The following is a 26,496-nucleotide window of genomic DNA, read 5'->3' on the forward strand; positions in this document are numbered from 1 at the left end:
GCTGGGACCGCTGGTGGGCAGCGTGCTGAACCTGCCCCTGCTCGACGGCGGCCGCAACAAGGCTAACCTGGCCAAGGCCGACGCCAACTATGAATCGGTGGTGGCCAACTACCGCCAGCAGGTGCTGGTCGGCTTCCAGGATGTGGAAGACAACCTGAGCGCGATGCGCACGCTGGATAACCAGATCCGTTTCCAGGAAGACGCCGTGAAATCGGCGCAGCTGGCTGCGCGCCTGGCCGATTCGCGCTACAAGAACGGCTCGACCAGCTATTTCGAAGTGATCGACGCCCAGCGCTCCAGCCTCTCGGCGCAACGCGCCAAGAGCCAGAGCGTCGGCCAGCGGGCGGTCGCATCGGTGGGCCTGATCCGGGCGCTGGGCGGCGGCTGGGGTTCGCCTGCCGCTGCTGTTCCTGTCGCTGCCTCTGCCGCCACGTCTACTGCACTGGCGCAGGCCAGGTAAGCCAACTTGTCGACGTGAAAATGGCGATGCTGGCACTGCTGCCTGCATCGCCATTTTTTTTCGTCCAGATAGGACTTGCGCAACGATTGCGGGCAGTTCTAAGAGCGGATCCGTAATGCACCGCTACTTCCCACCAGCCGGCATGCATGGCAAAGCAGCGGCCGATTAACATCGACCAATTTGCCCAAATCAATTTTTCCACGAAAACCGATCGCCTATTGGGCGCGAATGGTTTTGTCCGTCATAATGGTGGCGAAAATAGACGTGATTTTTTCCAGATAAATACGCTATTGCTTATCAATCAAATTGTTTTCCTGCTACAGGAACCCGTATGTCGGAAACTCAAGTCGTCGTCGTTAGTCCGGAAGGCGAGCTGTACGCTGGCAGCGCCGGATTGGTCACCTTACCGGGCATCGAAGGCTCGCTCGGCATCCTGCCAGGCCACACGCCGCTGCTGACGCGTCTGAAGCCAGGCGCAGTCCATATCAAAAGGCCGTCGGGCGAGGACGATTTCATCTATGTCGCCGGCGGCTACGCAGAAATCCAGCCGCATTCCGTCACTATCCTGGCCGACACCGCGATCCGCGGCAAGGACCTGGACGAAGCCAAGGCCACGCTAGCGCGCCAGCAGGCCGAGGAACGCTTGCAAAACCTGCATTCGGATATCGACTATGCGTTGGCGCAAGCCGAACTGGCGCAAGCCACTGCGCAACTGGCGACGCTGGCGCAAATGCGGCGCGGGAAATAGATCACCCGAGGCGGCCGGCTTGCGTGGGCCGCCTCGTCGCGATCGTCAGCGCGGCTGCGGCCTGTTTTGGCCCGGCCGGTTGCCGCCACCAGGTGGCCTGCCGCCTGGTGGCCGGGCGCCATTACCCGGCGGTCTGGCGCCACCCTGCGGCGGACGCTGGCCGCCCCCGATTCCTGGCCGATGTGGTCGTTGCGGAAAGACGCCTGGCGGCGTTGGCCGTGGTGGCGGTGGCCGCACAATCGGCGGGCGCGGCCGGATCGGCCGGTGCGCCCAGTGCGACTGCTGGCCGTACCAAGGACGGCCGCGATAATACTGCCCCCAATACGTACCAATCGAGAAAGCGATAATCGGCAGGCCGATGGCGCTGCCGTATGTGATCAGCGGCACCTGGTTGCCTTGATAGGGATAGTTCAGGTTCTGTGCATAGACCCAGCCGCGATTGCCATCCTGCAGCGTGACGTCGCACCAGCTATATCCGTTCACGCAGCCCGCCACCTGGACCGGCGTACCCGGGCCGAGCTGCGCCACCAGCGGATAGTCGCGCGCCGGGCCGGCGCGCAAATTGACCGGCTTGCTGGTAAAGGCCTGCTGGGCCATGGCAGCTAGCGGCGCGGCTAGGCAGGCGGCGGCGATCAGGGGGATCAGTCGGATACGGATCATAGGCGGGCTCCTGGTGGTAGGGCGGTCGATAGCGGCGTCTGGGTCCAGCGTTTTCAAGGATACCCTTAAAAACTTTCGATGAGGCAACAAAATCAATCCGCTTGCCGCACAATCCTATTCTGAACTCTCCGGGCTGTCACGTAGCATTTCGATAAATAAACGCAAGCCGGTCGGCAACTGGCGCCGGCTCGGGTAGTACAGGAAAAATCCCGGCATCGGCGGGCACCAGTCGTCCAGCACCCGCAGCAGCCGGCCCTGGTTGATCCATTCCCGGGCCTGTTCTTCGTACAGATAGCTGAGGCCGATGCCGTCCAGCGCCGCCCGCAACATCAGTTCGTCGTCGTCCAGCAGCAAGGGGCCGTCTACCGCCACCGCCAGCGCCTCGCCGTCCTTGGCGAATTCCCAGGCGTACAATGCGCCGCTCGGAAAGCGGCGGCCGATGCAGGCGTGCTGCTTCAGCTCCAAGGGTTGGCGCGGCAAGCCGCGGCGTGCCGCATACATGGGTGCAGCCACCACAATCAGGCGCAACGGCGGGCCCATCGGCAGCGCGATCATGTCGCGCGCCAGGGTTTCGCCGAAGCGGATGCCGGCATCGAAACCCTGGGCGACGATATCGACCAGGCTGTCGTCAGTCACCACTTCCAGCCGGATTTGCGGGTAAGCCGCCAGGAAGCGCGCAAAGATCGGCGCCAGCAGCCAGCGCGCTGCCGCGCGCGGAACATTCAGGCGCAAGCTGCCACGCGGCGTGTCGCGGAACTGGTTGACCTGATCCAGCGCCTCGCCGATTTCGCGCAAGGCCGGCGCCAGCCGCGCCAGCAACTGCTCGCCAGCCTCGGTCGGGGTCACGCTGCGGGTGGTGCGGTTGAGCAGGCGCACTCCCAGCCGGGTTTCCAGCGTGCGCATGGCGTGGCTCAGAGCGGAGGCGGAAACCCCGCATTCCGGCGCCGCCTTGGTAAAGCTGCGATGGCGGGCAACGCTGGCGAAGGCATCCAGTTCGGTCAGGTCGGGCTTGTCCATTAATGAATTTTTTTCAGTATTACATCAAATATAGCATGGCTTATCGATAGCAATTACTCGGAGGATACTGGTCCCGTCATCACTCACCAAGGAACAAGTCCAATGAAAACCCGCACACTGGGCCGCAACGGCCTCAAGGTTTCCGCCATCGGCCTCGGCTGCATGGGCATGAGCTTTGGCTATGGCGCCAGCGACGACGCCACTTCCATCAAGACCTTGCAGCATGCCGTGGATATCGGCGTCACCCATTTCGACACCGCAGAAGTCTACGGTCCGTACATCAATGAAGAACTGGTCGGGCGCGCCCTCAAGGCTGTGCGCGGCAAAGTCACCATCGCCACCAAATTCGGCTTCAAGATCCTGCCGGAAAGTAAAGACGTGCAGGGCCTGGCGCGCATGGCAGGAGTCGACAGCCGGCCGCAGCATGTGCGCGACGTGGTCGAAGCTTCTCTCAAGAGGCTGGGGGTGGAAACCATCGACCTGCTGTACCAGCACCGGGTCGATCCGCAGGTGCCGATCGAAGATGTGGTCGGCGCCATGGCTGAACTCGTGCGCGCCGGCAAGGTCCGCCATTTGGGCCTGTCGGAGATGTCTGCGGCCACTTTACGCCGCGCCCATGCGGTGCATCCGATCGCCGCAGTACAGTCCGAATACTCATTGTGGAGTCGTGACCAGGAGCAGGAAATCCTGCCGCTGTGCGCCGAACTGGGCATAGGTTTCGTCCCTTACAGCCCGCTGGGCCGCGGTTTCCTCACCGGCAAAATCAGCGACAGCGGCCAGTTGGCGGCCGACGATTTTCGCCGCACGCTGCCGCGCTTCCAGGATGGCGCGCTGCAAAGCAACCGCCTCCTGCTGGAGGCGCTGACGCCGCTGGCTAACGCGCGCGACTGCACGCCAGCGCAACTGGCGCTGGCATGGCTGCTGGCGCAGGGAGATAGCATCGTGCCGATACCCGGCGCCCGCCAGATCAAGCATCTGGAAGAGAATGCCGCAGCTGCCGACATCGTGCTGCGCGCCGACGAACTGGCCACCATCCGTGCGGTGCTGGACGGCGACCTGGTGGTCGGCCAGCGCTACGGCGCACCGGAGTTGGAACTGATCAATCGCTGAGCACGGCGCTTGCAACCCGAGCCAGCGTGGTAAAAGAAAAAGCCATATCGCTCAAGGAGAGATATGGCTTTTCATCGGACTTGTTACAGCATCAAGGCAGGCTGGACGACGTGCGTCGTCAGCGCCGCCAGAAAGAATTACTTGCTGGCCATCATGCCGGCATCATGCGCCTGCTGGTCGGCATGGTAGGAACTGCGCACCATCGCGCCAACCGCCGCATGCGCGAAACCCATCTTGTAGGCTTCTTCTTCGTACATCTTGAAGACGTCAGGATGGACATAGCGGCGCACCGGCAGGTGATTCCCGCTTGGCATCAGGTATTGGCCGATGGTCAGCATGTCGACGTCGTGGGCGCGCATGTCGCGCATCACTTGCAGCACTTCTTCGTCGGTTTCGCCGAGGCCGACCATGATGCCGGATTTGGTCGGGGTGTTCGGGTGCAGCGCCTTGAAGCGTTTCAGCAGGTTCAGCGAATACTCGTAGTCGGAGCCGGGGCGCGCTTCCTTGTACAGGCGCGGTGCGGTTTCCAGGTTGTGGTTCATCACGTCCGGCGGCGCCAGGTTGAGGATTTCCAGGGCGCGGTCCATGCGGCCGCGGAAGTCCGGCACCAGGATTTCGATGCGGGTGTTCGGCGACAGCGCGCGCACGTGGCGGATGCATTCGGCAAAATGGCCGGCGCCGCCGTCGCGCAGGTCGTCGCGGTCGACACTGGTGATGACCACGTAGTTCAGTTTCAGCGCAGCGATGGTCTTGGCCAGGTTTTCAGGCTCGTTGACGTCAAGCGGATCGGGACGGCCGTGGCCGACATCGCAGAACGGGCAGCGGCGGGTGCACTTGTCGCCCATGATCATGAAAGTGGCGGTGCCCTTGCCGAAGCATTCGCCGATGTTCGGACAGCTGGCTTCTTCGCACACGGTCACCAGGTTGTTGGCGCGCAGGATGTCCTTGATTTCATAGAAACGCGAGGACGGCGAGGCCGCCTTGACGCGGATCCAGTCCGGCTTTTTCAGGCGCTCGATCGGGATGATCTTGATCGGGATGCGGGCGGTCTTGCTGGCGCCCTTCTGCTTTTCGGATGGATTGTAGCTGGCGGTAGCAACAGTGGCTTCGGTTGGCAGCGACGGCGTGGTTTCTGTGGTCATGGTCTGGTGGAGTCCCGGAGGGCGCTCGGTTAAATCGCGCAGTTAAATTCAGCAGTAAGTTCGGTAATTAAGTTCAGCAACTAAGTTGAGCAGTTAAGCCGCAAATGTTTCAATCAATTGGTCAGCAAGCGCTAACTGCATCTCAGAGAGCGCTATATCGACACCAAGTGTTTTCATGTCGACGGTCTGCAGGCCTTCGTAGCCGCACGGGTTGATCCAGGAAAATGGCGTCAGGTCCATGGCGACATTGAGCGATACACCATGGTAGGTGCAGCCGCTGGCCTTGACTTTCAAGCCAAGCGCGGCGATTTTCGCACCCTGCCAGGCGCCGTCAGCGACATATATCCCGGGCGCGCCGGGCTTGCGTTCACCGGCCAGATTATACGCTGCCAGCGTGTCGATGACCGCCTGCTCGATACTTTGCACGAATTCCCGTACGAACAGGCGGGCGGAAGGACGGCGGCGGCGCAGATCGAGCAGCAGGTAGATCACTACCTGGCCGGGGCCGTGATAGGTCACTTCGCCGCCGCGGTCGGTCTGGATCACCGGGATCTCGTGCGGCGCCAGCACATGGCTGGGATCGGCGCCCAGACCCAGCGTATATACCGGCGGATGTTCGACTATCCACAGCTGGTCAGGCGTGTCTACCGTGCGGGCGGCGGTAAACGCGCGCATGGCATCAAAGCTGACGGGGTAGGATTCGACGCCGCGCTGGATGATCTGAAGGCTGGGCGGATGATCGGAGGAACGGAGTTGCTGCGCACTGGACATAGCGCAAGTGTAACGAAAAAAGGCGGTCGGCGTGCAAAAGCGGCTGGCACGCCGGACCGCCGTCAGGTCCTCAGAGGGCCAGTAAACTTTCAGGAGATTGCCAGTTTGGCAATTGACGGATGCGCTGCAACCAGGCAGCGACACGCGGCGGCAGCACAACTTTGGCGGCATCCGCCCAGAACAGATAGCCGCACAGGGAAAAATCGGCAATGGTCGGCAACTCATCGATGATGAAAGCACGGCCGTCGGCCAGTTCCGCTTCCAGCTTGGCGATGTCCACCTCAAAACGGCTTTGCAGCCAGTCGATGGCGCCCGGCGGGTAGTCCTGCGGCGCAAAACTGCGCGCCCAGCGCAGCTGAGGCAGGCACATGCCGAGCCGGTTGGCTTCCCAGAACAGCCATTCGCGCACGCGCGCCATCCGCAGCGGTGATTCGGCGCCAAAGCCGCCACTCAACTCGGCCAGGTGCATCAGGATGGCGTCGGACTGGATATACGGCACACCGTTGTGCACCAACAACGGCACCTCGCCGAACTTGGCGAGGCTGCGGAACGGCTCCGGCCGCAAATGACGCGGCTGGCCGATATCGATGGACTGATAAGTATGGGCAAGGCCGCTGACCGCCAGCATCAGGCCGACCTTGTATGCATGTCCCGAATCGGCGTTGCCGTAGAACGTGATCTGATCCGGCATGTCCGTCATCGGATCAGCAGGCTGCAGGCGCGCCGTTTGGCGTCTTGCTGAAGCCGGCGCGGGCGCTGACTGCCGGCAGGCGGCCGGACAGCTGTTGCACTTGCACCACGCTGTTGCCCTTGTGGGCTTCGATCACGACATGGCTGTCGGCGGCGACATGCAGGAATTGCCCGGCCGACAACCAGTAATCATCGCCCTGGCCGGAAACCGTCACCCACACCCGGCCTTGCGTGATTTGCAAGGTTTGCGCTACCGGCGCGATGACCGACAGGGCTTGTCCGGCGCCGATCGCCAAAGACTCGTTAGCTAATAATTTTCTCATGATGCTGCTCCTTGAAACTGCTGGTATATTGACCGCTACATCCTCTTCAAGCGCTTGATATAGCCGTTCCTTGTTTCTACAGAGTCATTTTAATCAAGTGCAGAGTGTTAACAAAACGAGTAATTTTCCCTTTCCTTGCTAGTTTTTCTCACACTAACCCGAGCCCGCCATGGCCGATCTCAGAAAACTGCCGAATCTCTCCGCCCTGCGTGCCTTTGAAGCCGCGGCCCGCAATGACAGCTTTTCGCGCGCAGCCGAAGAAATTTATGTGACGCCGGGGGCGATCAGCCACCAGATCCGCACACTGGAACAGGAACTGGGCGTGCAGCTGTTCATGCGCCACGGCAAGCGCATCACCATCACCGCCCAGGGCCAGCGCTTCGCCGCCACCATCCGCAAATCGCTGAATGAAATCGCGCTGGCGGCCGAGGCCTTGCAGCTCGACGCCAAGCAGAAGCGCCTGACGGTCTCCGCCCTGCCCTCGTTCGCGGCGCGCTGGCTGGCGCCGCGGCTGTGGAAATTCATCGACCTGCACCCGGATACGGAAGTCGTGCTGCAATCGAGCAATCACCTCAATGATCTGGAAAGGGAACCGATCGACGTCGGCCTGCGCTACGGCCTGGGCAACTATCCCGGTCTGATTGTGGAAAAACTGATGGATGATTTTTATTATCCGGTGGCCAGTCCGCACTACCGCGACGGCAAGCTGCCGAAAACCCCACAGGAACTGGAGCAGTGCAGCTTGCTGCGGATGGATACTGAATCTTCCTGGCTGCCTTGGTTCGAGGCGGCGGGCGTGGACCTGGTGGAGCCGACCGGCGGCTTGCTGATCGAAGATGCCTCGATGCTGCTGCGCTCGGCGTCGGATGGCCTGGGGATAGCGCTGACGCGGCACGCCATCGCGCTGCAGGAAATCGCCTCGGGCGAGCTGGTGCGCCTGTTCGATGTCGTGGCGCGCTGCCCTTTATCCTATTATTTCGCCTGCACCAGGGAGGCGATGGACAAGCCGCAGGTGCAGGCTTTCCATCGCTGGCTGACAGCCGAGGTGCGTGCTTTCAAGGCGCAAAGCGAATGGCCCGGAGAGCCCGGGGCCTGATCCGCACGGGACTTACAACACCATCTTGACCATCGGATGGGACGACAAGGCGCGGTACAGATTGTCCAGCTGCTCACGGTGGATGGCATACACATTGGCCGTCAGGCCGGTGTAGTTGCCCTTGGACGAAGGCCGCACTTCCAGCTTGTCGATATGGAACGTAGGATCATGCTGCAGCACCACGCCGACAATGGTCTCGACGAAAGCATCATGCGTCGGTCCCATGATCTTGATGGGGAATACGCTGGGATACTCGATCAGGCTTTCTGCTGGATCGATGGGCTTGGTCAGGTCGGTCATGGTCTTTACTCTTCAGTGATGTTGCAGACAGGTAGTTTACTCCTAGTGCAGTGTTTCGTAGGTAATGGCGCTTCAGAAATGGCGTATTTTCGTGCCAGGCTAGGCGCAAACCGGAGCGATAGCGGGTCTATCGCGAGGATTTGCAACGACGCATGGCGCGAAAAGACGCGGTCGGCTAGACGCTGTTTATGAAGTGTCATTACCTGCGAAACACTACACTAACTTATCAGTGGCGCGGGATTCTGCAAGAACCGCTTGTGCAAATGAAAACAGGGTGGAATTTCCACCCTGCAACCTTCGCTCCGACTACCTGACAGAAAGCTGTTCCGTTCAGGCAGCAGCCTTGGCCAGCTGATAAGCCTCGTATAACTGCTTGTATATGGGGCCGGGGGCGCCGTTTCCAATAGCCTTGCCGTCGATCGACACCACCGGCAACACTTCCTTTGTGGCCGACGACAGCAGCACCTCGTCTGCTCCGAACACCTCTTCCCGTGCAATCCGGCGCGCCTCGAAAGGAATGCCGCCGGCGGCGCACAGTTCCTCGATCAGGCGGTAGCGGATGCCTTCCAGGATCAGGTTGTCCTTGGGCGGCGCCATCAGCTTGCCGTGCTTGACGATCCACACATTGGAAGAAGAAGCCTCGGTCAGCCAGCCGTCGCGGAACTGGATTGCTTCCACCACGCCGTGCTCGGCGGCGTTCTGCGCCGCCAGCACGTTGCCCAGCAACGAGATCGACTTGATCTCGCAATGCAGCCAGCGCTGGTCTTCCATCGCAACGCAAGGCACGCCGCTGGCGCGCAAGGCGGCGCTCGGCAGCACCAGCGGGTTGGTCATGATGAACACGGTCGGCGTCAGCGCTTCCTTGGGAAACGCGTGGCCGCGCTTGGCGACGCCGCGGGTGACGTGGATATAAACCATCTGGTCATCCGCCGGATGGGCGTCGATCACGCCCTGGATCAGCGCCAGCCACTGTTCCTTGTCATGCGGATTTGGAATACTGATCTTGGCCAGGCTGCGAAACAGGCGCGCCAGGTGATGTTCGGAACGGAACAGCTTGCGGCCATAGATAGGCACCACTTCGTAGACGCCGTCGCCAAAAATGAAGCCCCGATCCAGCACCGGGATGCGCGCTTCGGACAGCGGGGTCATGCAGCCATTGAGATAGACCAGCGGGTCTTGCATGATCGGATTCCTGAAAAAGTAGAGAAACCAATTCTGGCACAGCGCCAGGCGACAGGGTATGCAAAAAAAGTATGCGGAAATGCGTCAGAAACGAACTGATCCCTCGCTCACATGGCCGGCGCTTAGCCTGCTGCCGCAGCAGATGATTTTGTGCGGTAGCATGTGCGTAACTCAACTTCCGGGAAACCTTAGCGTTTCTCCTCCCAGTTCGCCATGACCAAGTCCCTTACCCGCTGTGCCTGGGCCAATCCCGCCAACCCTCGCTATCTTGCCTATCACGATGAGGAATGGGGCCAGCCCTGCCACGACGAGGTGCGCTTGTTCGAAATGCTCAATCTGGAAGGCGCACAGGCCGGCCTCAGCTGGGAAACCATCCTCAACAAGCGTGAGAACTACTGGCGCGCGTTCGACGGCTGGAACGCCAAGAAGATCGCCCGCTACGACCAGGACAAGGTGACGGCGCTGCTGGCCGACGCCGGCATCGTTCGCAACCGCCTCAAGGTGGCCGCCGCCATCACCAATGCCCAGGCTTATCTGCGCCTGCAGGCTGAACTGGGCGGCCTCGATCCTTATCTGTGGGCCTTCGTCGATGGCGCACCGATCCAGAACCAGTGGACATTACTGGGCGGCAATCCCGCCAAAACCCCGTTGTCAGACCGGATTTCCAAGGATCTGGCCAAGCGCGGCTTCAAATTCGTCGGTTCCACCATCATTTACGCGTATATGCAGGCGATCGGCATGGTCAACGACCATTGCGTCGAATGCTTCCGCCACCACGCCGTACAGGAGTAATTGTTCGCGAAAACGGTTGCGGACGGTCACACAAGGTATCATCGCGCCATTCCACGATGCTGATGAGCTTGTCATGCGATGCTTGCCATGACAAGCGCCCTGCCATCCTGCCCCGCCCGCTTTCCCTGCATTACTCCCATTCCAGGAATTCACATGACAACCGAAAGCTTTATCCCCGGCAAAGATGCCTCGCTGGAATCGTCCATCGGTTCAATGCAATCCAAGCTGGAAAAGCTCGGCTTTCATGTCGAAGAACGTTCCTGGCTCAATCCGATCGACGGCGTCTGGTCAGTGCATATCCGCGAGCGCGATTGCCCGCTGCTGTTCACCAACGGCAAAGGCGCGTCGGAACAAGCTTCGCGCGCCAGCGCACTGGGCGAATTCTTTGAACGCCTGTCCTGCAATTATTTCTGGAGCCACTACTACCTGGGCGAACAGAACGCTAACGCTGCATTCGTCCATTACCCGCGCGAACAATGGTTCAAGCTCAACGACGACGATGAAAACTGGCCGGCAGGCTTGCTGACGCCGGAGCTGCAAAAATTCTACAACCCGGAAGGCTCGATTGACGCCACTACCCTGGTCGATTACAACTCGGGCAACGAAGAACGCGGTATCTGCGCAATTCCTTACGTGCGCGAGCGCGACGGCGCCACGGTCTGGTTCCCGGTCAACATCATCGGCAACCTGTACCTCAGCAACGGCATGTCGGCCGGTAACACGCTTGCCGAAGCGCGCACCCAGGCACTCTCGGAAATCTTCGAACGCGACGTCAAGTTCCGTGTCATCAAGGAAGGCTTGTGCCTGCCGGATGTGCCGGAACAAGTCATCGCGCGTTACCCGCGCATCGCCGCCGGCATCCGCGATCTGCGCGCCGCCGGCTTCGGCATCCTGGTGAAAGACGCTTCGCTGGGCGGCAAATATCCGGTCATGAACGTGACCCTACTCAATCCGCGCGACCAGGGCTGCTTCTCCAGCTTCGGCGCCCATCCGCGTGTCGAGATCGCGCTGGAACGCGCGCTGACCGAACTGCTGCAAGGGCGCGCGCTGGATGCGCTGGACGGCTTCCCTGAGCCGAGTTTCGACCTGGAAGAAATCGTCCAGCCGCAAAACCTGGAAATCCACTTCGTCGATTCCAGTGGAATCATCGGCTGGAACTTCCTGCGCGCCACGCCGGATTTCGCGTTCTGCGACTGGAACTTCAGCAACACCACCGCCGAAGACTATGCCTGGTCGGTGGCCGCCATCCACGCTACCGGCCACGATATCTATGTCGCCGATTTCAGCCACCTCGGCGTGTACGCCTGCCGCATCCTGGTGCCGGGCATGTCCGACATCTATCCGGTGGAAGACCTGGAATGGGACAACAGCAGCGTCGGCAACGATATCCGTGAACCGATCCTGTACCTGGCCGAGCTGGACGACGACGAATGTGTCGACCTGCTGGAAACATTGAATGAACTGGGCTTGGCCGACCAGCGTCCGGTGGCCGCTCTGATCGGCCTCGCCGCCGATGCCGGCTCACTGTGGAAAGAACTGCGCGTCGGTGAGCTGAAAACCCTGCTGGCGCTGGCCATCGGCGATCTCGACGCGGTGCGCGAAGGCTGCGACTGGATCCGCCATTGCAACCAGATCAGCGTCGAACGCCAGCTGGTGTACCGCTGCATCGAAAGCCTGATCGGCCTGGGCGACGCTACCGTGTACGCCGACGCGCTGCAGCAGCTGTACGGCGCCGCTACCCTGCTACAGGCCGAAGCCCTGCTGCAGCGCGAACAGCGTTTCTTCGGCCTGAATGCGCCTGGCCTCAAGCTGGAAGGCTGCGAGATGCATCAGCGTTTGCTGGCTGCTTATGCCAAGCTGAACGCCGCCAAGCTGACGTAATTCAGGCAAAAACGACTAGCCCGCCGCGGGGTCATTGTTTGCCAGCACGTAAGCGACTGCGTCAGTCAGCTGCTCGACCAGTTCCGGATCCATGTATTGATATTCATCGGGAATATCCAGCACATGGATCCGTTTGTGTTCCAACAAACGCCCGAACTCCGCCTGGATGCGGTTCTTGTGTTTCTTTTCCATCACGAAAATCAGGTCCGCCCAAGCGATATCGGCGGCACTGATTTTTCTGCGTGCATTCGGGCTGGTGCCCGCCGAACGGGCCTGGATTCCCGGCTGGCGTCGCCATACTTGCTCGCCTGTAGGGCTGCGCCACTGATTGCGGCTGCAGATAAAGAGTAATTTGGTCATTTGCCGATTTGCCATTTATTCATCTGGCAGCATGGTACACGTCTCAGCGCCCCCTTTCCGTCCGTCCCTCCTTCTGCTACATTGCCGCCATGCCTAAACTGACCTTAGACCGGATCCTGCAATCGCAGGGTTTCGGCAGCCGAAAATATTGCCGTGAGTTAATTGAAGATGGCGAAGTCGCTATCAACGGCACCGTCGTGACCGACTACAAATCGGTGCCGGAGACCGACGGCCTGGTGTTTACCTTGTTCGAAGAAGAATGGACTTACCGCGAGCACGTCTACATCGTGCTCAACAAACCCAGCGATATCGAGTGCTCGCGCAAACCCAGCCATCATCCCGGGGTACTGAGCATCTTGCCGGAGCAGTTCAGTTGGCGCGACGTGCAGCCCGTCGGCCGCCTCGACCACGACACCACCGGCCTGCTGCTGATGTCGGACGACGGCAGCTTCATCCACGCCCAGTCTTCCCCCAAGCGCCACGTGCCCAAGCTGTACGTCGCCACCACCCATGAGCCGGTGACCGAGGAACTGGTGCAAAGCCTGCTGGCCGGGGTCAAGCTGCATGACGAGCCGCAAACCCTGGCCGCCATCAGCTGCCGCATGCTCGGCACGCATGAAATCGAGATCGTCCTGGAACAGGGCAAATACCATCAGGTCAAACGCATGCTGGTGGCCGCCGGCAACCACTGCACCGCCTTGCGCCGCACCGCCATCGGCGGCCTGACGCTGGATGCGCTGGAACTGGAATTGGGAGAATGGTGCTACCTGGAGCCAGAGCACCTGGCTTTGCTGGTGCCTAACTAGAACGTAAAAACACACTTTGCTAGGGCGGGCATTTTTTACCCACGCGTTGATCGTGGAATTCACGCGTGGGCACGGGTGCCCACCCTACGACGTAAAAAAAGCGCAGGGCCTGAGCCTTGCGCTTTCCTGTTTTCGGCTGTTTCCGCCGCTTAGTGCGAGCGGATCATGGTGCCGAAAGCCTGTTCGGTCAACACTTCCAGCAGCAGCGAGTGCTCAATCCGGCCATCGATGATGTGCACGGTGTTGACGCCCGACTTGGCCGCATCCAGGGCCGATGAAATCTTCGGCAGCATGCCGCCGGAGATGGTGCCGTCCTTGAACATTTCGTCGATTTCACGAGCCGACAGATCAGTCACCAGATTACCCTGTTTATCTTGCACGCCAGCAATATTGGTCATCATGATCAGCTTTTCGGCGTGCAGGATTTCAGCGATCTTGCCGGCCACGACGTCGGCGTTGATATTGTAGGCCTGGCCATCGGCGCCAAAGCCGATCGGCGAAATGATCGGGATGAAGGCATCGTCCTGCAAGGCCTTGACCACCGCCGGGTTGATTGCTTCGATTTCGCCGACAAAGCCGATATCCAGGAATTCGCCCGGATGCTCGCGGTCCGGCATGCGGTACTTGCGGGCGCGGATCAGGCCGCCGTCCTTGCCGGTCAGGCCGACTGCCTGGCCGCCGTAGTGGTTGATCAGCATCACGATGTCCTGCTGCACTTCGCCGCCCAACACCCACTCCACCACTTCCATGGTTTCTTCGTCGGTGATGCGCATGCCTTGCACGAACGTGCCTTGCTTGCCGATTTTCTTCAGGGCGTTGTCGATCTGCGGACCGCCGCCATGCACCACCACCGGGTTCATGCCGACCAGTTTCAGCAAGATGACGTCGCGCGCGAAGCCGTGTTTCAGGCGTTCCTCGGTCATGGCGTTGCCGCCGTATTTGACGACGATGGTTTTCCCGTGGAATTGACGGATGTACGGTAACGCTTCGGCCAGAATTTCAGCTTTGATTCCTGGGGCAACGTTGGCAAGATCGTTGGTCAAATCGGCCATGAACAGTCCTACAAGAGATTCCCGGATAGCTGCCTGAGGAAGAATCGCGGCCCGGCGGGCGCCGGCGCCTAACGATTCTTCTGGGGCCTGGGACAGCTGGCCGGAAGAGAATAAAAGGGTGCAAAGACTGCAACTCGGAGGAGTTAAAAATCGCTGCGCGATGGATCAGCGAGATTTTACATTGAAATACGCAAGCTTAGGTGTGACAAGCGTGTGATGTGTTGCGCAGATATACCATGGCGGCCAAGATGGTTATCATGACGGCCGGAGCTTCCCGATTCACCACCCGCGATTCACCCCCGCTTAAACAAAGGATAGCCTGAATGGCGCAATGCCCGATCTGCCAGCAAGCGTTTTTCTGCGGCGCCGGCCAGCATCCGGCCCAGCCTTGCTGGTGCAGCCGCTTGCCGCCGCTGGCCGGAGCCAGCCTGGCCACCTCGGCACTATGCTATTGCCCGGCCTGCCTGGAACGCCTGCTGCAAGAGCAGGCCACGGCCGCTCGCCAACCAGCACCCGGATAGTCAAGGGCAGCTGCGTACTTCCTGGGTCGGAAAATCGGTCTTGATCTTGTCGAACGCCAGCCTGGCGTCGCCGCCCATGTCGCGCAGCTGGAACGCCACCTTGCTGGAACTGACGCTGCGGGTGCCGACCTTGGCCCCGCTCAGGCCGCGCTTGGCCAGGCTGGCGACCTGCTTCTGCGCCGCCTCGTCGGTCTTGAAGATGCCAAGCGAGATGCCGTAGCGCAGCGCGCTGCTGTCCTGGATCACGAAAAAGTCGTTGATGCCGAGGCGCCGCACTTCATCGGCCTTATTGTCAGCCGCTTCCTTGCTGCCCAGCGAAGGCAGGTACACCATGTGGCTGGCGACTTCCTGGATTTCCCGCCGCACGAACTTCAGGTTCGGCGTACGCTCCGCCAGCTGGCTGGAAAAACGGCGTGCTTCGGAAGCGCTGAAATTGCCGATTTCGGTGCAGGCCACCGGCGCCAGGTCGGCCGCCGCCGGCGCGCTCGCGGCGGGAGCAGAGGCGCTTGCCGCGGCCGTTGCCGCAGGCGTCGCATCGCTGGCCACCAGCTTGATCTTGTCCGCCTGCAGTTGCTTGCCGATGCGGGCCGGCTCACGGCCGTCGCTGTAGAACGCGCCCAGATAGCCCTTTTGCATGGCAAACAGGGCGGCATTCGCCAGTAACAGCAGCCAAAAGATGAGTTTCAACATGTTTTAAATAGTCGCCGCTGCAGTTTGTAGACCGATCAATACCAGATTATCAACTATTTCATGCCGGATGGACAGATAAGGCGCAATCAGCCCCGCCGAACCGCCCGCCACGATACAGCGTAGCGCCGTTCCCGCGGCCTGCTGCCCGAGCAAGGCAAAGCCGCGTTCGATCGCCCCGACCTGGGCGTTGATGCAACCGCTGATGATAGCGCCATCCGTGTTGTCTGCAAACAGCGTGTCGACTTGCACGTGGTCGGTGATATGCGGCAGCTTGGCGGTGCTGCGCGCCAGCGAGGTCGCCATCAGGCCCAGTCCCGGCAAAATCATGCCGCCGCTGAAGACGCCGTCGGCGGTGACGGCATCGATGGTGGTCGCCGTGCCGCAGGTGGCGACCAGCAAGGTCTCGCGCGGAAACAGCTGCTGCGCGCCCAGCGCCGCGGCGAAACGGTCGCAGCCAAGCTGGGCCGGATCGCGGTAGCCGTTGCGCAATCCCGCCAGCTGCGGCGGCGAGGCAAACCAGCCAGGCTGCACGGCGGCGCCGAACACTACTTCCAGCATGGTCTGCAGGCGTTCCTGCATATGTTCGCCGGCCACATTGGAGATCAGTATCTGCGCCACCGCCAGCTTGCGCCAGCGCTCGCTCAGCATGGACAGCTCGGACAACGCCGCCGAGCCGCTCTCCAGCCACGCGCCCGGCGCCGCGCCGGCTGCCGCCAGCGCCCATTTGATGCGGGTATTGCCGACATCGATCAATAGCATGGCCATGGCTCAGCCTTCCTTCGCGCGCAATGAAATATCCCCGGCCATGATGGCCAGCGGCCTGGCGCCGCCGTCCGGCTGCAGCATCAGGCGGCCGATCTGGTCGATCCCAAGCGCCCGGCCTTCATGCAGCACCTTGCCCTGGTCCAGGATCAGCACTTGCTGGCCGGCAAACGCGTGCAGCCGGTTCCAGCGCTCGACGAAGGCAGGCAAACCATGGCTTTCGAATTGCCGCATGTTTTGCGCCAGCGCGCTCAGCAATGAGGCCAGCAGCAGATCGCGGTCTTGCGCGGCCGGCGCCGGCAGACTGGCGGCACGCTGGCCGATCTGCTCCTGCAACTGCTCCGGTATGCTGAGATTGATGCCGATGCCGATCACCGCCCACACTTGCTGGTCGGGTGCGGTCGCGGTTTCGATCAGGATGCCGGCTAGCTTGCGCCCTCCCTGCAGCACATCGTTGGGCCATTTCAGCTGCACTGCAACGCCGAAATCGGCCAGCGTCTCGGCAATCGTCACGCCCACCGCCAGCGGCAAGCCGACCAGCGCGTGCAAGGGCGCGGCAAACGGCCAGGCCAGCGAAAACGTCAGCGCCGCCGCCGGCGCCGTCAGCCAGGTGCGGCCAGCGCGGCCGCGGCCGGCGGTCTGGGTTTCCGCCGCCAGCAAAGTCGCTGCGCTGAGGCTGCGCTGGGCGACCCGCGCCAGCAGGTCGGCATTGGTGGAACCGGTCTCGGCCACCACTTCGATCTGGCAATGCTCGGCGTGATGGCCGGCAAAAGCAGCGATGCGGGCGGGCGACAAATGGCCCGTGAAAGATGTTGGTGCAATAGTTTGTGCAGTCATGCCGCGCATTGTAGCGGGAGTTATGGCGAAATGCGGCCGCCGATGCACGGTTGTGCAATGGAAAACCGCGCAAGCGCCTGTCATCGCCCTGGATTTTTATTTCATAACAGGCAACTACTCCGTCCTATTACACTTTACCTACAAGTTTTATCACTACTGCAATAGTGCTAAGCACGATTCTCCCTTAAACTGGTGCGATGCCGAATCCCGATTCCTCCACGCCCGTTCTCGATATTACAGATGGCAGCCTGGTCGCCGCGCGCGGCAACTGGCAGGTGCACGCCCTGACCCGGCCGGGCGTGATCCAGGCCATCGAGGCCAAGCTGAAAGGCTTGAGCCGGCAGTCGACCGCGCTGCGCTGGGATCTGACGCAGGTCGGCACGCTCGACCATATCGGCGCCCAGCTGCTGTGGAATGCCTGGGGCAAGCAGCGGCCGCCGCAACTGACCGTGGCGCCGCAGCACCGCGACTTTTTCCAGCGCCTGGCCGACGCCGGGCCGCTGCAACTGCCGCCCAAGCCGCCGCGGCGGCGCCTGTTCAACGCCATCTACGACATGGGCAGCGACACCCTCAGCCATGTGGCCGGCTTCATCACCCTGCTGGGGCAGCTGGTGCTGGATTTCCTGCGCATGCTGCAGCTGCCGCAGCGCGCGCCTTGGAAAGAAATTTCCGCGAATATCTATCATGTCGGCTACCAGGCGCTCGGCATCACGGCGCTGGTCGGCTTCCTGATCGGCGTGGTGCTGTCTTTCCTGTCGGCGCAGCAGCTGCATACCTTTGGCGGCGACATCTACCTGGTCAACATCCTCGGCATGAGCATCATCCGCGAACTCGGACCGCTATTAGCCGCGATCCTGGTAGCAGGCCGCTCCGGCTCAGCGATCACCGCCCAGCTGGGCGTGATGCGCGTCACCGAGGAACTGGACGCGATGCTGGTGATGGGCCTGCCGCACGGCTTCCGCCTGATCCTGCCGCGGGTGCTGGCCTTGCTGGTGGCGATGCCCTTGCTGGTGATCTGGACCGACGCCATCGCCTTGCTGGGCGGGATGACGGCAGCGCAATTGCAGCTGGGCCTGTCGCCGACCTATTTCCTGCAGCAGCTGCCAAATGCGGTGCCGCTGCCGAATTATCTGATCGGGCTCGGCAAAGGCGCGGTGTTCGGCGGGCTGATTGCCATGGTGGCCTGCTATTTCGGCCTGCGCATCGAGCCGAATACGGAAAGCCTGGGCCATGGCACCACCACCTCTGTGGTGACCGCGATCACCATCGTGATCGTGGCCGACGCCATCTTCGCCATCATTTTCAGCGGCGTGGGGTTCTGATGGATAACACGCAACTAAGCACGCCACTAAGCACGCAACCAAGTGCTCAACCGGGTATCCAGCCGAGCGCCCAGCCGATTATCGAGATCGACAAGCTGTGGACCCAGTTCGGCCCGGTAGTGATCCACCAGGACCTCGACCTAAGCGTCGCGGCCGGTGAAATCGTCGGCCTGGTGGGCGGCTCCGGCTCCGGCAAGACCACGCTGGTGCGGCAGATCCTTGGCCTCAACCGTCCGACCAAGGGCAAGGTCAGCGTGTTCGGCACCGACATCAGCCAGGCCGACGTGGAACAGATGTATGCGCTGCAAAACCGCTGGGGCATGCTGTTCCAGCAAGGCGCGCTGTTTTCCGCGCTGACTGTGCTGGACAACGTCGCGCTGCCGATGCGCGAGCTGCGCGCCTTGCCCGACAAGCTGATCCGCGACGCCGCCCTGCTCAAGCTGCAGATGGCCGGCATCGGCCCCGAGCATGCGCTGAAGATGCCGTCCGACCTGTCCGGCGGCATGATCAAGCGGGTGGCGCTGGCACGCGCGCTGGCGCTGGAACCGGAGCTGCTGTTCCTGGACGAACCGACCGCCGGCCTCGATCCGGCGTCCTCGGCCGCCTTCATCGAATTGATACGTTCGCTGCACAAGGACATGAGCCTGACCGTGGTGATGATCACCCACGACCTGGAGCCGTTGCTGGCGCTGTCGACCAAGATCGCGGTGCTGGCAGACAAGCACGTGATCGCCTACGACACGCCGGAGCGCGTCATGAAAGTACGGCATCCCTTTATCGAGACATTTTTTCTTACAGCCAACCGCTATGAACACGACACTTGCGGCTAAGCCGCTGCTGGCAGCATAGATAGGAAACACCATGGAAAACAAAGCACATGCCCTGATCGCCGGCCTGTTCACCGTGATCTTGCTGATCGCGGCGATCATCGGCGTCATGTGGTTCAACAGCGACCGCGTCGAACGGGTCCCTTATGAAATCGCCACCAAGCTGTCGGTGCCCGGCCTCAATCCGCAAGCCGATGTCCGCTATCGCGGGCTGGACGCCGGCAAGGTCGATACGATCACCTTCGATCCCAAGTTTCCCGGCCAGATCCTGATCAAGATCAAGATCAATCCGGACACGCCGGTGACGCAATCCACCTTTGCCACCCTGGGTTATCAGGGCGTCACCGGCATCGCCTATATCCAGCTGGACGACGACGGCAGCAAGCCGGTCAAGCTGGCCAGCAGCAAGCAGCAGCTGGCGCGCATCGAACTGCGCCCCAGCCTGTTCGACAACCTGCAGAGCAAGGGCGCGATCATCCTGTCGCGCGCCGACGAGATGATCAACAAGCTCAACGACCTGCTGGACCCGGCAAACCAGAAAACCATGGTGAAAGCCTTCAGCGATGTCAGCGATACCGCCAACGCATACCGGGACATCCCGCAGAAACTGGAGCCGACCATCCGCCAGCTGCCAGCCCTGACCGGCGAGCTGAACCAGGCGCTGGCCTCGATCACAACGCTGTCGAACAACATGAGCGTGCTCAGCAAGAACTTGAACAGCCTGACCGCCAGCCTGCAGGGACCGGACGGCGCCGTCACCAACCTGACTGGCGCGGTGCAGAACATCGGCTCGGTGGCCAGTGGCGTCGAATACGATACGCTGCCGCGCTTCAATACGCTGACAAATGAAGCGCGCAGCTCGATGCGGACGCTGAACCAGACCCTGGATCACTTCAACCAGCAGCCGCAAAGCATCCTGTTCGGCAGCAAAGGCCTGCCGCCGGGTCCGGGCGAGGCTGGATTTGTCGCGCCGGTAAGATAACAAATTGGGGACAGAGTTTATTAGCCACCGTAGCGTGGCGAATTACTCTGTCCTCGACTAAAAAAGGGTAAGCCATGACAATTTCTAAAATTCTTTCATCCCTCCTGGCCATTGCGCTGATCGCCGGTTGCGCCAGCAAGGTCGATGCCCCGACCCAGTACGATCTCGGCCTGCTGCCGGCCGTCGCCGCACCCGTTGCACCGGCCCTGGCCGCCATCAGCGTGGCCGACGTCAACGCCCCCGCCTGGCTGGACAACAGCATGATGTTCTTCCGCCTGGCCTATGCCAACGAACAGCAGCCGCGCCCCTACGCCAGCAGCCGCTGGACCATGCCGCCGGCGCAGCTGTTCCAGCAGCGCCTGAAAGCGCGCCTGGCGCAGAACGGCAGCGCGGTGCTGGCGATGTCGGATGCGGCCCTCAACGTGCCGCTGTTGCGCATCGATATGGACGATTTCACGCAAACCTTCGATACGCCCTCGCACAGCGTGGCGACCTTGCAGGTGCGCGCCTCGCTCTTCAACGGCCGTCTGCTGCTGGCGCAAAAGAGCTTCAGCGGCCGGGCGGATGCACCTAGCGCCGATGCCGCCGGCGCGGCGCGCGCTTTCGTCAGCGCCAACGATGCCGTGATCGGTGACATGATGACCTGGCTGGCGACGGTGGCGCCGAAAAAATAATGGCGCAGAATTCCGCACCGGAAACCGCCGCACCGCGCTCTTTGGCGGCATCATCATTTGCGCGCGTCAGCCTGCTGATCTACCTGCTGCTGATCATCTATGCCAGCTGGTATCCGTTCGCCGGCTGGCGCGATCTCGGCTTGACCGCCTTCGCCTACCTGAGCGCGCCGCTGCCGCACTATTGGACCGTGTTCGATGTCTGGACCAATGTCGCCGGCTATCTGCCGCTGGGCATGCTGATGGTCTTGTCCTTGCCGCGCTGGCGCCGCTGGTCGCCTTACTGGGCGGTGCTGCTCGCCACCATCGCCGGGGTGCTCATCTCCGGCAGCATGGAAGCGGTGCAGACCTTCCTGCCGACCCGGGTTGCCTCCAACCTGGACCTGATGACCAACAGCATCGGCGCCCTGCTTGGAGCGATGCTGGGAGCTATCCTGCGCCCGCGCTTCGGGCCGGACAGCCGCCTGCTGCAACTGCGAGAACGCTGGTTCAACCGCGAAGCCAGCCAGGGCATGGTGGTGGTAGCCTTGTGGCCGCTGGCGCAAATCTATCCGCTCAGCCACCTGTTCGGCTTCGGCCAGGTAACTTCGATGCTGTCCTCCTGGCTGTCCGACCTGATGGAGCAACCGGTCGATCTGCAAGGCTGGATCACCAGCGATTTCCAGTTCAGCGCCGACCAGTACTGGCTGACCGAAACCATCATCACCGCCTGCGGCCTGACCGGCGCCGCCCTGACTTTCCTGATCCTGCTGCGCCAGCAGGCGCCCAAGCTGCCGCTCAGCCTGCTGCTGGTGTTCCTGACGCTGATGGCCAAGACGCTGGCGACAGCGCTGCTGTTTGCACCGGATAACGCCCTGGTCTGGCTCACCCCCGGCTCCTTCGGCGGTTTGCTGATCGGCGGCCTCATGCTGAGCGGCCTGGCCTACGCACCGCCGCTGGCGCAACGGCGACTGGCGGCGCTGACCCTGGTCATCGCGCTGCTGCTGGTGAATGTCATGCCTGACAACCCGTATTACGTCGAAACGGTGCAGACCTGGACCCAGGGGAAATTCCTCAACTTTAACGGCGTCGCCCAATTCCTCGCCATGCTGTGGCCGTTCTGCACGCTGTGGTTCCTGCTGCACCCGATGCACAAGCGGCGCGCCGGCAAGCAGCAACGGGATTCCAGATAGCGGCAAGCAGGAAACAAAACCCGTGCAGGTGTATGATTCCTGCCTGTATTCATGCTTGCAGCACGCAACCCATCATTCCGAGACCATGAGCGACAAACCATTCTACGAACACCACGTCTTCTTCTGCCTCAATCAGCGCGCCCCCGGCGAGCGGGTCTGCTGCGCCAACAGCGGCGCCCAGGCGGCGCAGGAACATGCCAAGAAGCGCATCAAGCAGCTCGGCCTGGCCGGCGACGGCAAGGTGCGCATCAACAAGGCCGGCTGCCTGGAGCGCTGCGAAGAAGGCCCGGCGCTGGTGATCTATCCGCAAGGCACCTGGTATACCTATGTCGACAATGAAGATATCGACGAAATCATTGATGTCCATATCGTCGGCGGCAAGATCGTTGAACGCCTCAAAATTTAAGCAGTGTGTAGGATGGACAGGCTTTTGTGCCCACGCTGTAGCGCCATCCGCGTGGGCACAAAAGCCTGCCCACCCTACCTCTAAACAAGAAGTACAAATCAACTACTCACGATGGCAAAACAGTCTCATCGAATCAATTCCATCCAATGAACGCTCAAACTCTCCCCTTCTTCATCGCCGGCGCCGTCGGCCAGCTCGAATGTGCGCTAGACCTGCCTGACGCCACAACTTTCCCGGAGCCGCGCGGCCTGGCGCTGGTGGCGCATCCCCATCCGCTGTTCGGCGGCACCATGGACAACAAGGTGGCGCATACGCTGGCGCGCGCTTTCCTGGCGCTGGGTTACGTCACGGTGCGCATGAATTTCCGCGGCGTCGGCAAATCCGAAGGGGTGCACGACGAAGGCCGCGGCGAGACCGACGACATGGCGCTGCTGCTGGCCCACATGCGCCAGCAGTATCCGGAACTGCCGCTGGCGCTGGGCGGCTTTTCTTTCGGCACCTTCGTGCAGTCGCAACTGCAGCAGCGGCTGATCGATGCCGGCACGCCGGCCGAGCGGCTGGTGCTGGTCGGCACCGCTGCCGGCAAATGGCCGCTGCCGACAGTGCCGGCCAACAGTATCCTGATCCATGGCGAACTGGACGAGACCATTCCACTGACTGCGGTGTTTGAATGGGCGCGCCCGCAAGACATCCCGGTGATCGTGATTCCCGGCGCCGATCATTTTTTTCACCGGCGCTTGCAACATATCAAGAATCTCATGGTCGAAATGTGGCATCGCTGAGCCGGCGATTCGAACGCAATTCAAGCTGCTTGAATGATTGTTAAGTCGACCGGCGAGGCGGTAGCGCTATAATTCTGTCGGCACGCTTGTTTGCGGTTGTTTGCTCACCGCCTCCGCTTAAGCATTTTTCGACCCGTTTTCAACCCATTCACGCCAATAAAGTTGCTTCTTATCACCATCGATGCAGGTTTGCTGGTCCTGATTTCATTACTCGATACTCCATGAAAAAAATATTCGCGGCGCTTGCTGCAACTGTCCTCTCCATATCCGTTGCCTTTGCCCAGACCTTGCCGTCGCCGACCGTGGCGGCAAAATCATGGCTGCTGCTGGACACCACCAGCAACCAGGTGATCGCTGCGCAAGATCCTGACATGCGCATCGAGCCGGCTTCGCTGGCCAAGATCATGACCGCCTATGTGGTCTTCGACGCCCTCAAGGACAAGAAGATCAGCCTCGACCAGATGGTGACCGTGTCGGTACGCGCCTGGAAGGTCGACCCGAGCAGCTCGAAGATGTTTATCGATCCGGCCACCCCAGTGTCGATCAACGACCTGCTGTACGGCCTGATGGTGGTTTCGGGTAACGACGCCGCGGTCGCGCTGGCGGAAGCCGTCGCCGGCACCGAAGACTCGTTCGTCGCGCTGATGAACCAGGAAGCGCAGCGCATGGGCATGAAAAACACCCATTTCGGCAATCCGCACGGCTTGCCTAGCGCCGACACCTACTCCACCGCGCGTGACCTCTCCACGCTGGCGGCGCACGTGATCACCGACTTCCCCGAGTTCTACAAGATCGACTCGACCAAGAAGTACACCTACAACAAGATCACCCAGCCTAACCGCAACCGCCTGCTGTGGAGCGATCCGACCGTCGACGGCATGAAGACCGGCCATACCAGCAGCGCCGGCTACTCCATCATCGCCAGCGCCAAGCGTCCGAACGCCGGCGGCGACCGCCGCCTGCTGGCTGTCGTCATCGGCACCAACTCCGACGGCACCCGCACCCAGGAAGCGCAGAAGCTGTTGAACTGGGGCTACCAGAACTTTGACGCGGTCAAGCTGTACGCCAAGGACACTGCCATCGACACCCCGCAAGTCTGGAAAGGCGCCAAGAATCTGGTCAAGATCGGCTTCACGCACGACGTCTACGTGACCGTACCGAAGGGCATCGCCGACAAGATCAAGCCGGTTCTGGAACGCACCGACCCGCTGATCGCACCGATCCAGCAGAACGCCAAGGTTGGCGCGGTCAAGGTCAACGCTGACGGCAAGACGATTGCCGAATTCCCGGTAGTGGCGCTGGAAAGCGTCGGCCAGGCCACCATCTTCGGCCGCGCCTGGGATTCGATCCGCCTGATGTTCAAGTAACAATGTAGCCCTGGCCCTGAAGGGCTGCACATAAAAAATGACAGCCGCGGCTGTCATTTTTTATGCTGCCATTCAAACGCGCCTCGCTTCAGCGCTTCTGACGATGGTTCCACGCTTCCAGGAAAGCCAGCGTCACGCTGGCTTCGTTGGTTTCCGCCAGGCCGCTGCCGAAGAAGGCGCCGACATCCTTGAAGTCATTGCCGCCGGCCAGGTCCGACAGGCTGCGGAAGGCAATGAAAGGCACGCGGTTGGCGTACGCCACCTGGGCGAAAGCGGCAGTCTCCATATCCACTACCTGCGCCTGCAGGTTCTCATAGAGATAAGCACGGTAGTCGGGATTGGCCAGGAATGCGCTGCCGGAGACGCCGCGGCCGCCGACCCGCAGCTCAGGCTGGACGCTGACGCACAGCGACGGATTTTTCGGTCCGCACTTGGCCAGCGCCGGCTTCAAGGTGCGCGCCAGCGCCAGCATCTCGGCATCGGCCTGGAAATCGAAGCGGAATTCGCCTTGCGGCGCATTACTGGCATTCATCACGAAATTTTCGCGCATGAACAAACCGCTGCTGACCGGCCCCTGCGGCGTAGCGATCTTGAAATCCGGACGCGGCTTGCCGTTTTCCGTCGCCAGCCTGACGCCCAGGCAGCCGACATCGCCGGCCGTGCCGCATGGCGCCGGCAGACTGCCGTCGCCATTCCAGTAAACTTCCATCGGCATCGCCCAGCTTTCCGGCACGATCACGTCGCCAACATGGTTGTCCGGGTTGACGCCGCCGGCGATACCGCTCATCAGCAAACGCTCGACATGGAAATGATCCATCATCAGCTGCGTCACCATGGTGGCGTTCACCACGCTGACGCCGCTCAGCACGATCACCACCGGATTGCCGCGCAGTTCGCCGGTAGTAAAGCGGTTGCCGTTGATTTTCCAGTCGCGCTTTTTCTGCGTCTGTTCCAGCAGGATATCGGCCTCGGCGCCGAAGGCAGAGACGATGCCGATGCGCGGCTTGCAGTCGCTCAGGCAATGCTTGTCGGCTGTTGGCGCGGCGGCGGCAGCGCTGCTCAGTGCGGCGCCAAGCAGCAAGGCGGAAGCGCTGCGGCGCAGGGTTTTAAATAGGGGCTTGGAGACAGGCAAGGGCTTTCCTTTCGCTTAGAGATGGCTGCAGGCATCAAGTCATCAGGAGCACTGCAGCGGACAGGATAACTCAGAGAACATCTTGCAGAAAAGACTATTGACGCATTTCCCGCCCGGCAGGGAGCACCCGGCGACGCCACAGCAGCAAGCCGACCGCGTAGGCGACGTAGTAACCGGCCAAGATGCCGAAGATCAGCAAGGTCAGCGGGCTGCCGGAAAATTCAGCGGATGGAAAGGTATTCGACGCCACGCCCGATGCCGAATAAAGCAGCACGCCGCGATACACCAGGCGGCCGATGAACAACGCCGACAGCGCTATCCCCAGATGCAGGCTCGGGGTGTAAAACAGCCCCTCCGGTGTCTGCTCGAACCGGGTCAGCCGGATGCCATACCAGCCCAGGGCTGCCCCAGCCGCGGTCCCGCCCAGCAGCGCCGCCGCATGCATCGGGTGCACGACGGAGCCAAGCAACAGCATCGCGATCAGGACGCTGAAAAACACGATGCGGATCCAGGTCCGCCGATCCGACATTTTCTGCCGCCCGACCATGCGCCGGACGCGCGAATACAGGCGCCAGACCACCAGCGCGGCAATGCCGAGATAAACCACCAGGGAAGGATGAGCAGGAATTGCCATG

The 26,496-nt window shown here is 61.5% G+C and carries 30 protein-coding genes and 1 pseudogene; 16 read left to right on the top strand and 15 right to left on the bottom strand.

The genetic code is table 11. The annotated features are described in order from the left end of the window. Window positions 1-460, top strand: a 460-nt coding sequence (locus tag VNZ65_RS17510; RefSeq protein WP_325671250.1) for a TolC family protein, incomplete at its 5' end; no start/stop codon positions are given. Between the two features lie 331 nt (window positions 461-791). After that, window positions 792-1,208: a F0F1 ATP synthase subunit epsilon gene (locus VNZ65_RS17515; protein ID WP_325671252.1), complete on the top strand. Its 417-nt coding sequence runs from the start codon at window positions 792-794 to the stop codon at window positions 1,206-1,208. A gap of 45 nt (window positions 1,209-1,253) precedes the next feature. Here VNZ65_RS17515 and VNZ65_RS17520 read toward each other — a convergent pair whose 3' ends face one another. Beyond that, window positions 1,254-1,868 (bottom strand): SH3 domain-containing protein, encoded by a 615-nt coding sequence (locus VNZ65_RS17520; protein ID WP_325671254.1) that lies wholly within the window; start codon window positions 1,866-1,868, stop codon window positions 1,254-1,256. Window positions 1,869-1,982: 114 nt separating this feature from the next. Beyond that, a complete protein-coding gene (locus VNZ65_RS17525; RefSeq protein WP_325671256.1) occupies window positions 1,983-2,885 on the bottom strand; it encodes a LysR family transcriptional regulator in 903 nt (300 codons plus the stop codon). Window positions 2,886-2,987: 102 nt separating this feature from the next. On the opposite strand from VNZ65_RS17525, the gene VNZ65_RS17530 reads away from it, so the two are divergent. After that, on the top strand, window positions 2,988-3,995 hold the full coding sequence (locus VNZ65_RS17530; RefSeq protein ID WP_325671258.1) for an aldo/keto reductase: 1,008 nt from the start codon (window positions 2,988-2,990) through the stop codon (window positions 3,993-3,995). A gap of 137 nt (window positions 3,996-4,132) precedes the next feature. On the opposite strand, the gene lipA is transcribed toward VNZ65_RS17530, so the two are convergent. The 4 genes from lipA to VNZ65_RS17550 form a co-directional block, all read right to left on the bottom strand. Further along, on the bottom strand, window positions 4,133-5,137 hold the full coding sequence (lipA, locus tag VNZ65_RS17535; protein WP_325671260.1) for a lipoyl synthase: 1,005 nt from the start codon (window positions 5,135-5,137) through the stop codon (window positions 4,133-4,135). A 93-nt stretch (window positions 5,138-5,230) separates the two neighbouring features. After that, on the bottom strand, window positions 5,231-5,908 hold the full coding sequence (gene lipB / locus VNZ65_RS17540) for a lipoyl(octanoyl) transferase LipB (RefSeq protein ID WP_325671262.1): 678 nt from the start codon (window positions 5,906-5,908) through the stop codon (window positions 5,231-5,233). Between the two features lie 70 nt (window positions 5,909-5,978). Beyond that, complete coding sequence (locus VNZ65_RS17545; RefSeq protein ID WP_325671264.1) at window positions 5,979-6,599, bottom strand: glutathione S-transferase family protein; 621 nt, start codon at window positions 6,597-6,599, stop codon at window positions 5,979-5,981. 13 nt (window positions 6,600-6,612) lie between these two features. Beyond that, window positions 6,613-6,921: a DUF2917 domain-containing protein gene (locus VNZ65_RS17550; protein ID WP_325671266.1), complete on the bottom strand. Its 309-nt coding sequence runs from the start codon at window positions 6,919-6,921 to the stop codon at window positions 6,613-6,615. 169 nt (window positions 6,922-7,090) lie between these two features. Between VNZ65_RS17550 and gcvA the strand changes: the two genes are divergently transcribed. Continuing rightward, window positions 7,091-8,017: a transcriptional regulator GcvA gene (gene gcvA, locus VNZ65_RS17555; RefSeq protein ID WP_325671268.1), complete on the top strand. Its 927-nt coding sequence runs from the start codon at window positions 7,091-7,093 to the stop codon at window positions 8,015-8,017. A gap of 12 nt (window positions 8,018-8,029) precedes the next feature. Here gcvA and VNZ65_RS17560 read toward each other — a convergent pair whose 3' ends face one another. Continuing rightward, on the bottom strand, window positions 8,030-8,317 hold the full coding sequence (locus VNZ65_RS17560; protein ID WP_098494497.1) for a DUF493 family protein: 288 nt from the start codon (window positions 8,315-8,317) through the stop codon (window positions 8,030-8,032). A gap of 330 nt (window positions 8,318-8,647) precedes the next feature. Continuing rightward, complete coding sequence (locus VNZ65_RS17565) at window positions 8,648-9,499, bottom strand: D-amino acid aminotransferase (protein WP_325671272.1); 852 nt, start codon at window positions 9,497-9,499, stop codon at window positions 8,648-8,650. A gap of 213 nt (window positions 9,500-9,712) precedes the next feature. Here VNZ65_RS17565 and VNZ65_RS17570 point away from each other — a divergent pair, with 213 nt between their 5' ends. Together VNZ65_RS17570 and ycaO are read left to right on the top strand one after the other, a co-directional pair. Next, a complete protein-coding gene (locus VNZ65_RS17570; protein WP_325671274.1) occupies window positions 9,713-10,291 on the top strand; it encodes a DNA-3-methyladenine glycosylase I in 579 nt (192 codons plus the stop codon). 153 nt (window positions 10,292-10,444) lie between these two features. Then, window positions 10,445-12,172, top strand: coding sequence for a 30S ribosomal protein S12 methylthiotransferase accessory factor YcaO (gene ycaO, locus VNZ65_RS17575; protein ID WP_325671276.1), 1,728 nt, complete (start codon window positions 10,445-10,447; stop codon window positions 12,170-12,172). Between the two features lie 15 nt (window positions 12,173-12,187). On the opposite strand, the gene VNZ65_RS17580 is transcribed toward ycaO, so the two are convergent. Beyond that, a complete protein-coding gene (locus VNZ65_RS17580; RefSeq protein ID WP_325671278.1) occupies window positions 12,188-12,532 on the bottom strand; it encodes a phosphotyrosine protein phosphatase in 345 nt (114 codons plus the stop codon). An 89-nt stretch (window positions 12,533-12,621) separates the two neighbouring features. On the opposite strand from VNZ65_RS17580, the gene VNZ65_RS17585 reads away from it, so the two are divergent. Then, entirely contained in the window at window positions 12,622-13,338 is a 717-nt protein-coding gene (locus tag VNZ65_RS17585) for a pseudouridine synthase (RefSeq protein WP_325671280.1), read from the top strand. Window positions 13,339-13,487: 149 nt separating this feature from the next. Here the strand turns inward: VNZ65_RS17585 and argB are convergent, their stop codons facing one another. Continuing rightward, window positions 13,488-14,390 carry an acetylglutamate kinase gene (gene argB, locus VNZ65_RS17590; RefSeq protein WP_038493964.1) on the bottom strand — a complete coding sequence of 301 codons (903 nt, stop codon included), beginning with the start codon at window positions 14,388-14,390 and terminating at the stop codon, window positions 13,488-13,490. A gap of 323 nt (window positions 14,391-14,713) precedes the next feature. Between argB and VNZ65_RS17595 the strand changes: the two genes are divergently transcribed. Then, on the top strand, window positions 14,714-14,911 hold the full coding sequence (locus VNZ65_RS17595) for a cysteine-rich CWC family protein (protein WP_325671284.1): 198 nt from the start codon (window positions 14,714-14,716) through the stop codon (window positions 14,909-14,911). On the opposite strand, the gene VNZ65_RS17600 is transcribed toward VNZ65_RS17595, so the two are convergent. Genes VNZ65_RS17600 through VNZ65_RS17610 form a run of 3 tightly spaced genes read right to left on the bottom strand, consistent with a single transcriptional unit; the run spans window position 14,912 to window position 17,200 of the window. Beyond that, window positions 14,912-15,601, bottom strand: a complete 690-nt coding sequence (locus tag VNZ65_RS17600; RefSeq protein WP_325671286.1) for an SPOR domain-containing protein — start codon at window positions 15,599-15,601, stop codon at window positions 14,912-14,914. Window positions 15,602-15,604: 3 nt separating this feature from the next. After that, the gene (locus VNZ65_RS17605) at window positions 15,605-16,366 is read right to left on the bottom strand and encodes a type III pantothenate kinase (RefSeq protein ID WP_325671288.1); all 762 of its coding nucleotides are present in this window, start codon (window positions 16,364-16,366) and stop codon (window positions 15,605-15,607) included. Between the two features lie 3 nt (window positions 16,367-16,369). After that, complete coding sequence (locus VNZ65_RS17610; RefSeq protein ID WP_325671290.1) at window positions 16,370-17,200, bottom strand: biotin--[acetyl-CoA-carboxylase] ligase; 831 nt, start codon at window positions 17,198-17,200, stop codon at window positions 16,370-16,372. 197 nt (window positions 17,201-17,397) lie between these two features. Between VNZ65_RS17610 and VNZ65_RS17615 the strand changes: the two genes are divergently transcribed. The 8 genes and pseudogenes from VNZ65_RS17615 (at window position 17,398) to VNZ65_RS17650 (ending at window position 24,729) form a co-directional block, all read left to right on the top strand. Then, window positions 17,398-18,522 carry an ABC transporter permease gene (locus VNZ65_RS17615; RefSeq protein WP_325671291.1) on the top strand — a complete coding sequence of 375 codons (1,125 nt, stop codon included), beginning with the start codon at window positions 17,398-17,400 and terminating at the stop codon, window positions 18,520-18,522. Further along, on the top strand, window positions 18,522-19,352 hold the full coding sequence (locus tag VNZ65_RS17620; protein WP_325671293.1) for an ABC transporter ATP-binding protein: 831 nt from the start codon (window positions 18,522-18,524) through the stop codon (window positions 19,350-19,352). Before VNZ65_RS17615 ends, VNZ65_RS17620 begins: the two co-directional genes overlap by 1 nt. 31 nt (window positions 19,353-19,383) lie before the next feature. Beyond that, complete coding sequence (locus VNZ65_RS17625) at window positions 19,384-20,331, top strand: MlaD family protein (protein WP_325671295.1); 948 nt, start codon at window positions 19,384-19,386, stop codon at window positions 20,329-20,331. Window positions 20,332-20,405: 74 nt separating this feature from the next. Then, window positions 20,406-21,005 (top strand): ABC-type transport auxiliary lipoprotein family protein, encoded by a 600-nt coding sequence (locus tag VNZ65_RS17630; protein ID WP_325671297.1) that lies wholly within the window; start codon window positions 20,406-20,408, stop codon window positions 21,003-21,005. Continuing rightward, window positions 21,005-22,174, top strand: coding sequence for a VanZ family protein (locus VNZ65_RS17635; protein WP_325671299.1), 1,170 nt, complete (start codon window positions 21,005-21,007; stop codon window positions 22,172-22,174). The genes VNZ65_RS17630 and VNZ65_RS17635 overlap by 1 nt, the downstream gene beginning before the upstream one ends. A gap of 85 nt (window positions 22,175-22,259) precedes the next feature. Continuing rightward, window positions 22,260-22,580, top strand: coding sequence for a (2Fe-2S) ferredoxin domain-containing protein (locus VNZ65_RS17640; protein WP_038493988.1), 321 nt, complete (start codon window positions 22,260-22,262; stop codon window positions 22,578-22,580). Between the two features lie 59 nt (window positions 22,581-22,639). Next, window positions 22,640-23,362 (top strand): annotated as a pseudogene (locus VNZ65_RS17645) (alpha/beta hydrolase); the annotation flags it as partial. Between the two features lie 221 nt (window positions 23,363-23,583). After that, on the top strand, window positions 23,584-24,729 hold the full coding sequence (locus tag VNZ65_RS17650) for a D-alanyl-D-alanine carboxypeptidase family protein (RefSeq protein WP_325671302.1): 1,146 nt from the start codon (window positions 23,584-23,586) through the stop codon (window positions 24,727-24,729). Window positions 24,730-24,817: 88 nt separating this feature from the next. Here the strand turns inward: VNZ65_RS17650 and VNZ65_RS17655 are convergent, their stop codons facing one another. Together VNZ65_RS17655 and VNZ65_RS17660 are read right to left on the bottom strand one after the other, a co-directional pair. Next, complete coding sequence (locus tag VNZ65_RS17655) at window positions 24,818-25,861, bottom strand: 5'-methylthioadenosine/S-adenosylhomocysteine nucleosidase (protein ID WP_325671304.1); 1,044 nt, start codon at window positions 25,859-25,861, stop codon at window positions 24,818-24,820. Between the two features lie 94 nt (window positions 25,862-25,955). After that, a complete protein-coding gene (locus VNZ65_RS17660) occupies window positions 25,956-26,495 on the bottom strand; it encodes a hypothetical protein (protein ID WP_325671305.1) in 540 nt (179 codons plus the stop codon). Between the last annotated feature and the right edge of the window lies 1 nt (window position 26,496).

The organism is Collimonas sp. (assembly GCF_035566555.1).
GTDB lineage: Bacteria > Pseudomonadota > Gammaproteobacteria > Burkholderiales > Burkholderiaceae_D > Collimonas.

Bases quoted from the DNA above. Each gene is read 5' to 3' on its own strand.
- VNZ65_RS17515 (WP_325671252.1), top strand. From the start codon at position 792: ATGTCGGAAACTCAAGTCGTCGTCGTTAGTCCGGAAGGCGAGCTGTAC.
- VNZ65_RS17520 (WP_325671254.1), bottom strand. From the start codon at position 1,868: ATGATCCGTATCCGACTGATCCCCCTGATCGCCGCCGCCTGCCTAGCC.
- VNZ65_RS17525 (WP_325671256.1), bottom strand. From the start codon at position 2,885: ATGGACAAGCCCGACCTGACCGAACTGGATGCCTTCGCCAGCGTTGCC.
- VNZ65_RS17530 (WP_325671258.1), top strand. From the start codon at position 2,988: ATGAAAACCCGCACACTGGGCCGCAACGGCCTCAAGGTTTCCGCCATC.
- lipA (WP_325671260.1), bottom strand. From the start codon at position 5,137: ATGACCACAGAAACCACGCCGTCGCTGCCAACCGAAGCCACTGTTGCT.
- lipB (WP_325671262.1), bottom strand. From the start codon at position 5,908: ATGTCCAGTGCGCAGCAACTCCGTTCCTCCGATCATCCGCCCAGCCTT.
- VNZ65_RS17545 (WP_325671264.1), bottom strand. From the start codon at position 6,599: ATGCCGGATCAGATCACGTTCTACGGCAACGCCGATTCGGGACATGCA.
- VNZ65_RS17550 (WP_325671266.1), bottom strand. From the start codon at position 6,921: ATGAGAAAATTATTAGCTAACGAGTCTTTGGCGATCGGCGCCGGACAA.
- gcvA (WP_325671268.1), top strand. From the start codon at position 7,091: ATGGCCGATCTCAGAAAACTGCCGAATCTCTCCGCCCTGCGTGCCTTT.
- VNZ65_RS17560 (WP_098494497.1), bottom strand. From the start codon at position 8,317: ATGACCGACCTGACCAAGCCCATCGATCCAGCAGAAAGCCTGATCGAG.
- VNZ65_RS17565 (WP_325671272.1), bottom strand. From the start codon at position 9,499: ATGCAAGACCCGCTGGTCTATCTCAATGGCTGCATGACCCCGCTGTCC.
- VNZ65_RS17570 (WP_325671274.1), top strand. From the start codon at position 9,713: ATGACCAAGTCCCTTACCCGCTGTGCCTGGGCCAATCCCGCCAACCCT.
- ycaO (WP_325671276.1), top strand. From the start codon at position 10,445: ATGACAACCGAAAGCTTTATCCCCGGCAAAGATGCCTCGCTGGAATCG.
- VNZ65_RS17580 (WP_325671278.1), bottom strand. From the start codon at position 12,532: ATGACCAAATTACTCTTTATCTGCAGCCGCAATCAGTGGCGCAGCCCT.
- VNZ65_RS17585 (WP_325671280.1), top strand. From the start codon at position 12,622: ATGCCTAAACTGACCTTAGACCGGATCCTGCAATCGCAGGGTTTCGGC.
- argB (WP_038493964.1), bottom strand. From the start codon at position 14,390: ATGGCCGATTTGACCAACGATCTTGCCAACGTTGCCCCAGGAATCAAA.
- VNZ65_RS17595 (WP_325671284.1), top strand. From the start codon at position 14,714: ATGGCGCAATGCCCGATCTGCCAGCAAGCGTTTTTCTGCGGCGCCGGC.
- VNZ65_RS17600 (WP_325671286.1), bottom strand. From the start codon at position 15,601: ATGTTGAAACTCATCTTTTGGCTGCTGTTACTGGCGAATGCCGCCCTG.
- VNZ65_RS17605 (WP_325671288.1), bottom strand. From the start codon at position 16,366: ATGGCCATGCTATTGATCGATGTCGGCAATACCCGCATCAAATGGGCG.
- VNZ65_RS17610 (WP_325671290.1), bottom strand. From the start codon at position 17,200: ATGACTGCACAAACTATTGCACCAACATCTTTCACGGGCCATTTGTCG.
- VNZ65_RS17615 (WP_325671291.1), top strand. From the start codon at position 17,398: ATGCCGAATCCCGATTCCTCCACGCCCGTTCTCGATATTACAGATGGC.
- VNZ65_RS17620 (WP_325671293.1), top strand. From the start codon at position 18,522: ATGGATAACACGCAACTAAGCACGCCACTAAGCACGCAACCAAGTGCT.
- VNZ65_RS17625 (WP_325671295.1), top strand. From the start codon at position 19,384: ATGGAAAACAAAGCACATGCCCTGATCGCCGGCCTGTTCACCGTGATC.
- VNZ65_RS17630 (WP_325671297.1), top strand. From the start codon at position 20,406: ATGACAATTTCTAAAATTCTTTCATCCCTCCTGGCCATTGCGCTGATC.
- VNZ65_RS17635 (WP_325671299.1), top strand. From the start codon at position 21,005: ATGGCGCAGAATTCCGCACCGGAAACCGCCGCACCGCGCTCTTTGGCG.
- VNZ65_RS17640 (WP_038493988.1), top strand. From the start codon at position 22,260: ATGAGCGACAAACCATTCTACGAACACCACGTCTTCTTCTGCCTCAAT.
- VNZ65_RS17650 (WP_325671302.1), top strand. From the start codon at position 23,584: ATGAAAAAAATATTCGCGGCGCTTGCTGCAACTGTCCTCTCCATATCC.
- VNZ65_RS17660 (WP_325671305.1), bottom strand. From the start codon at position 26,495: ATGGCAATTCCTGCTCATCCTTCCCTGGTGGTTTATCTCGGCATTGCC.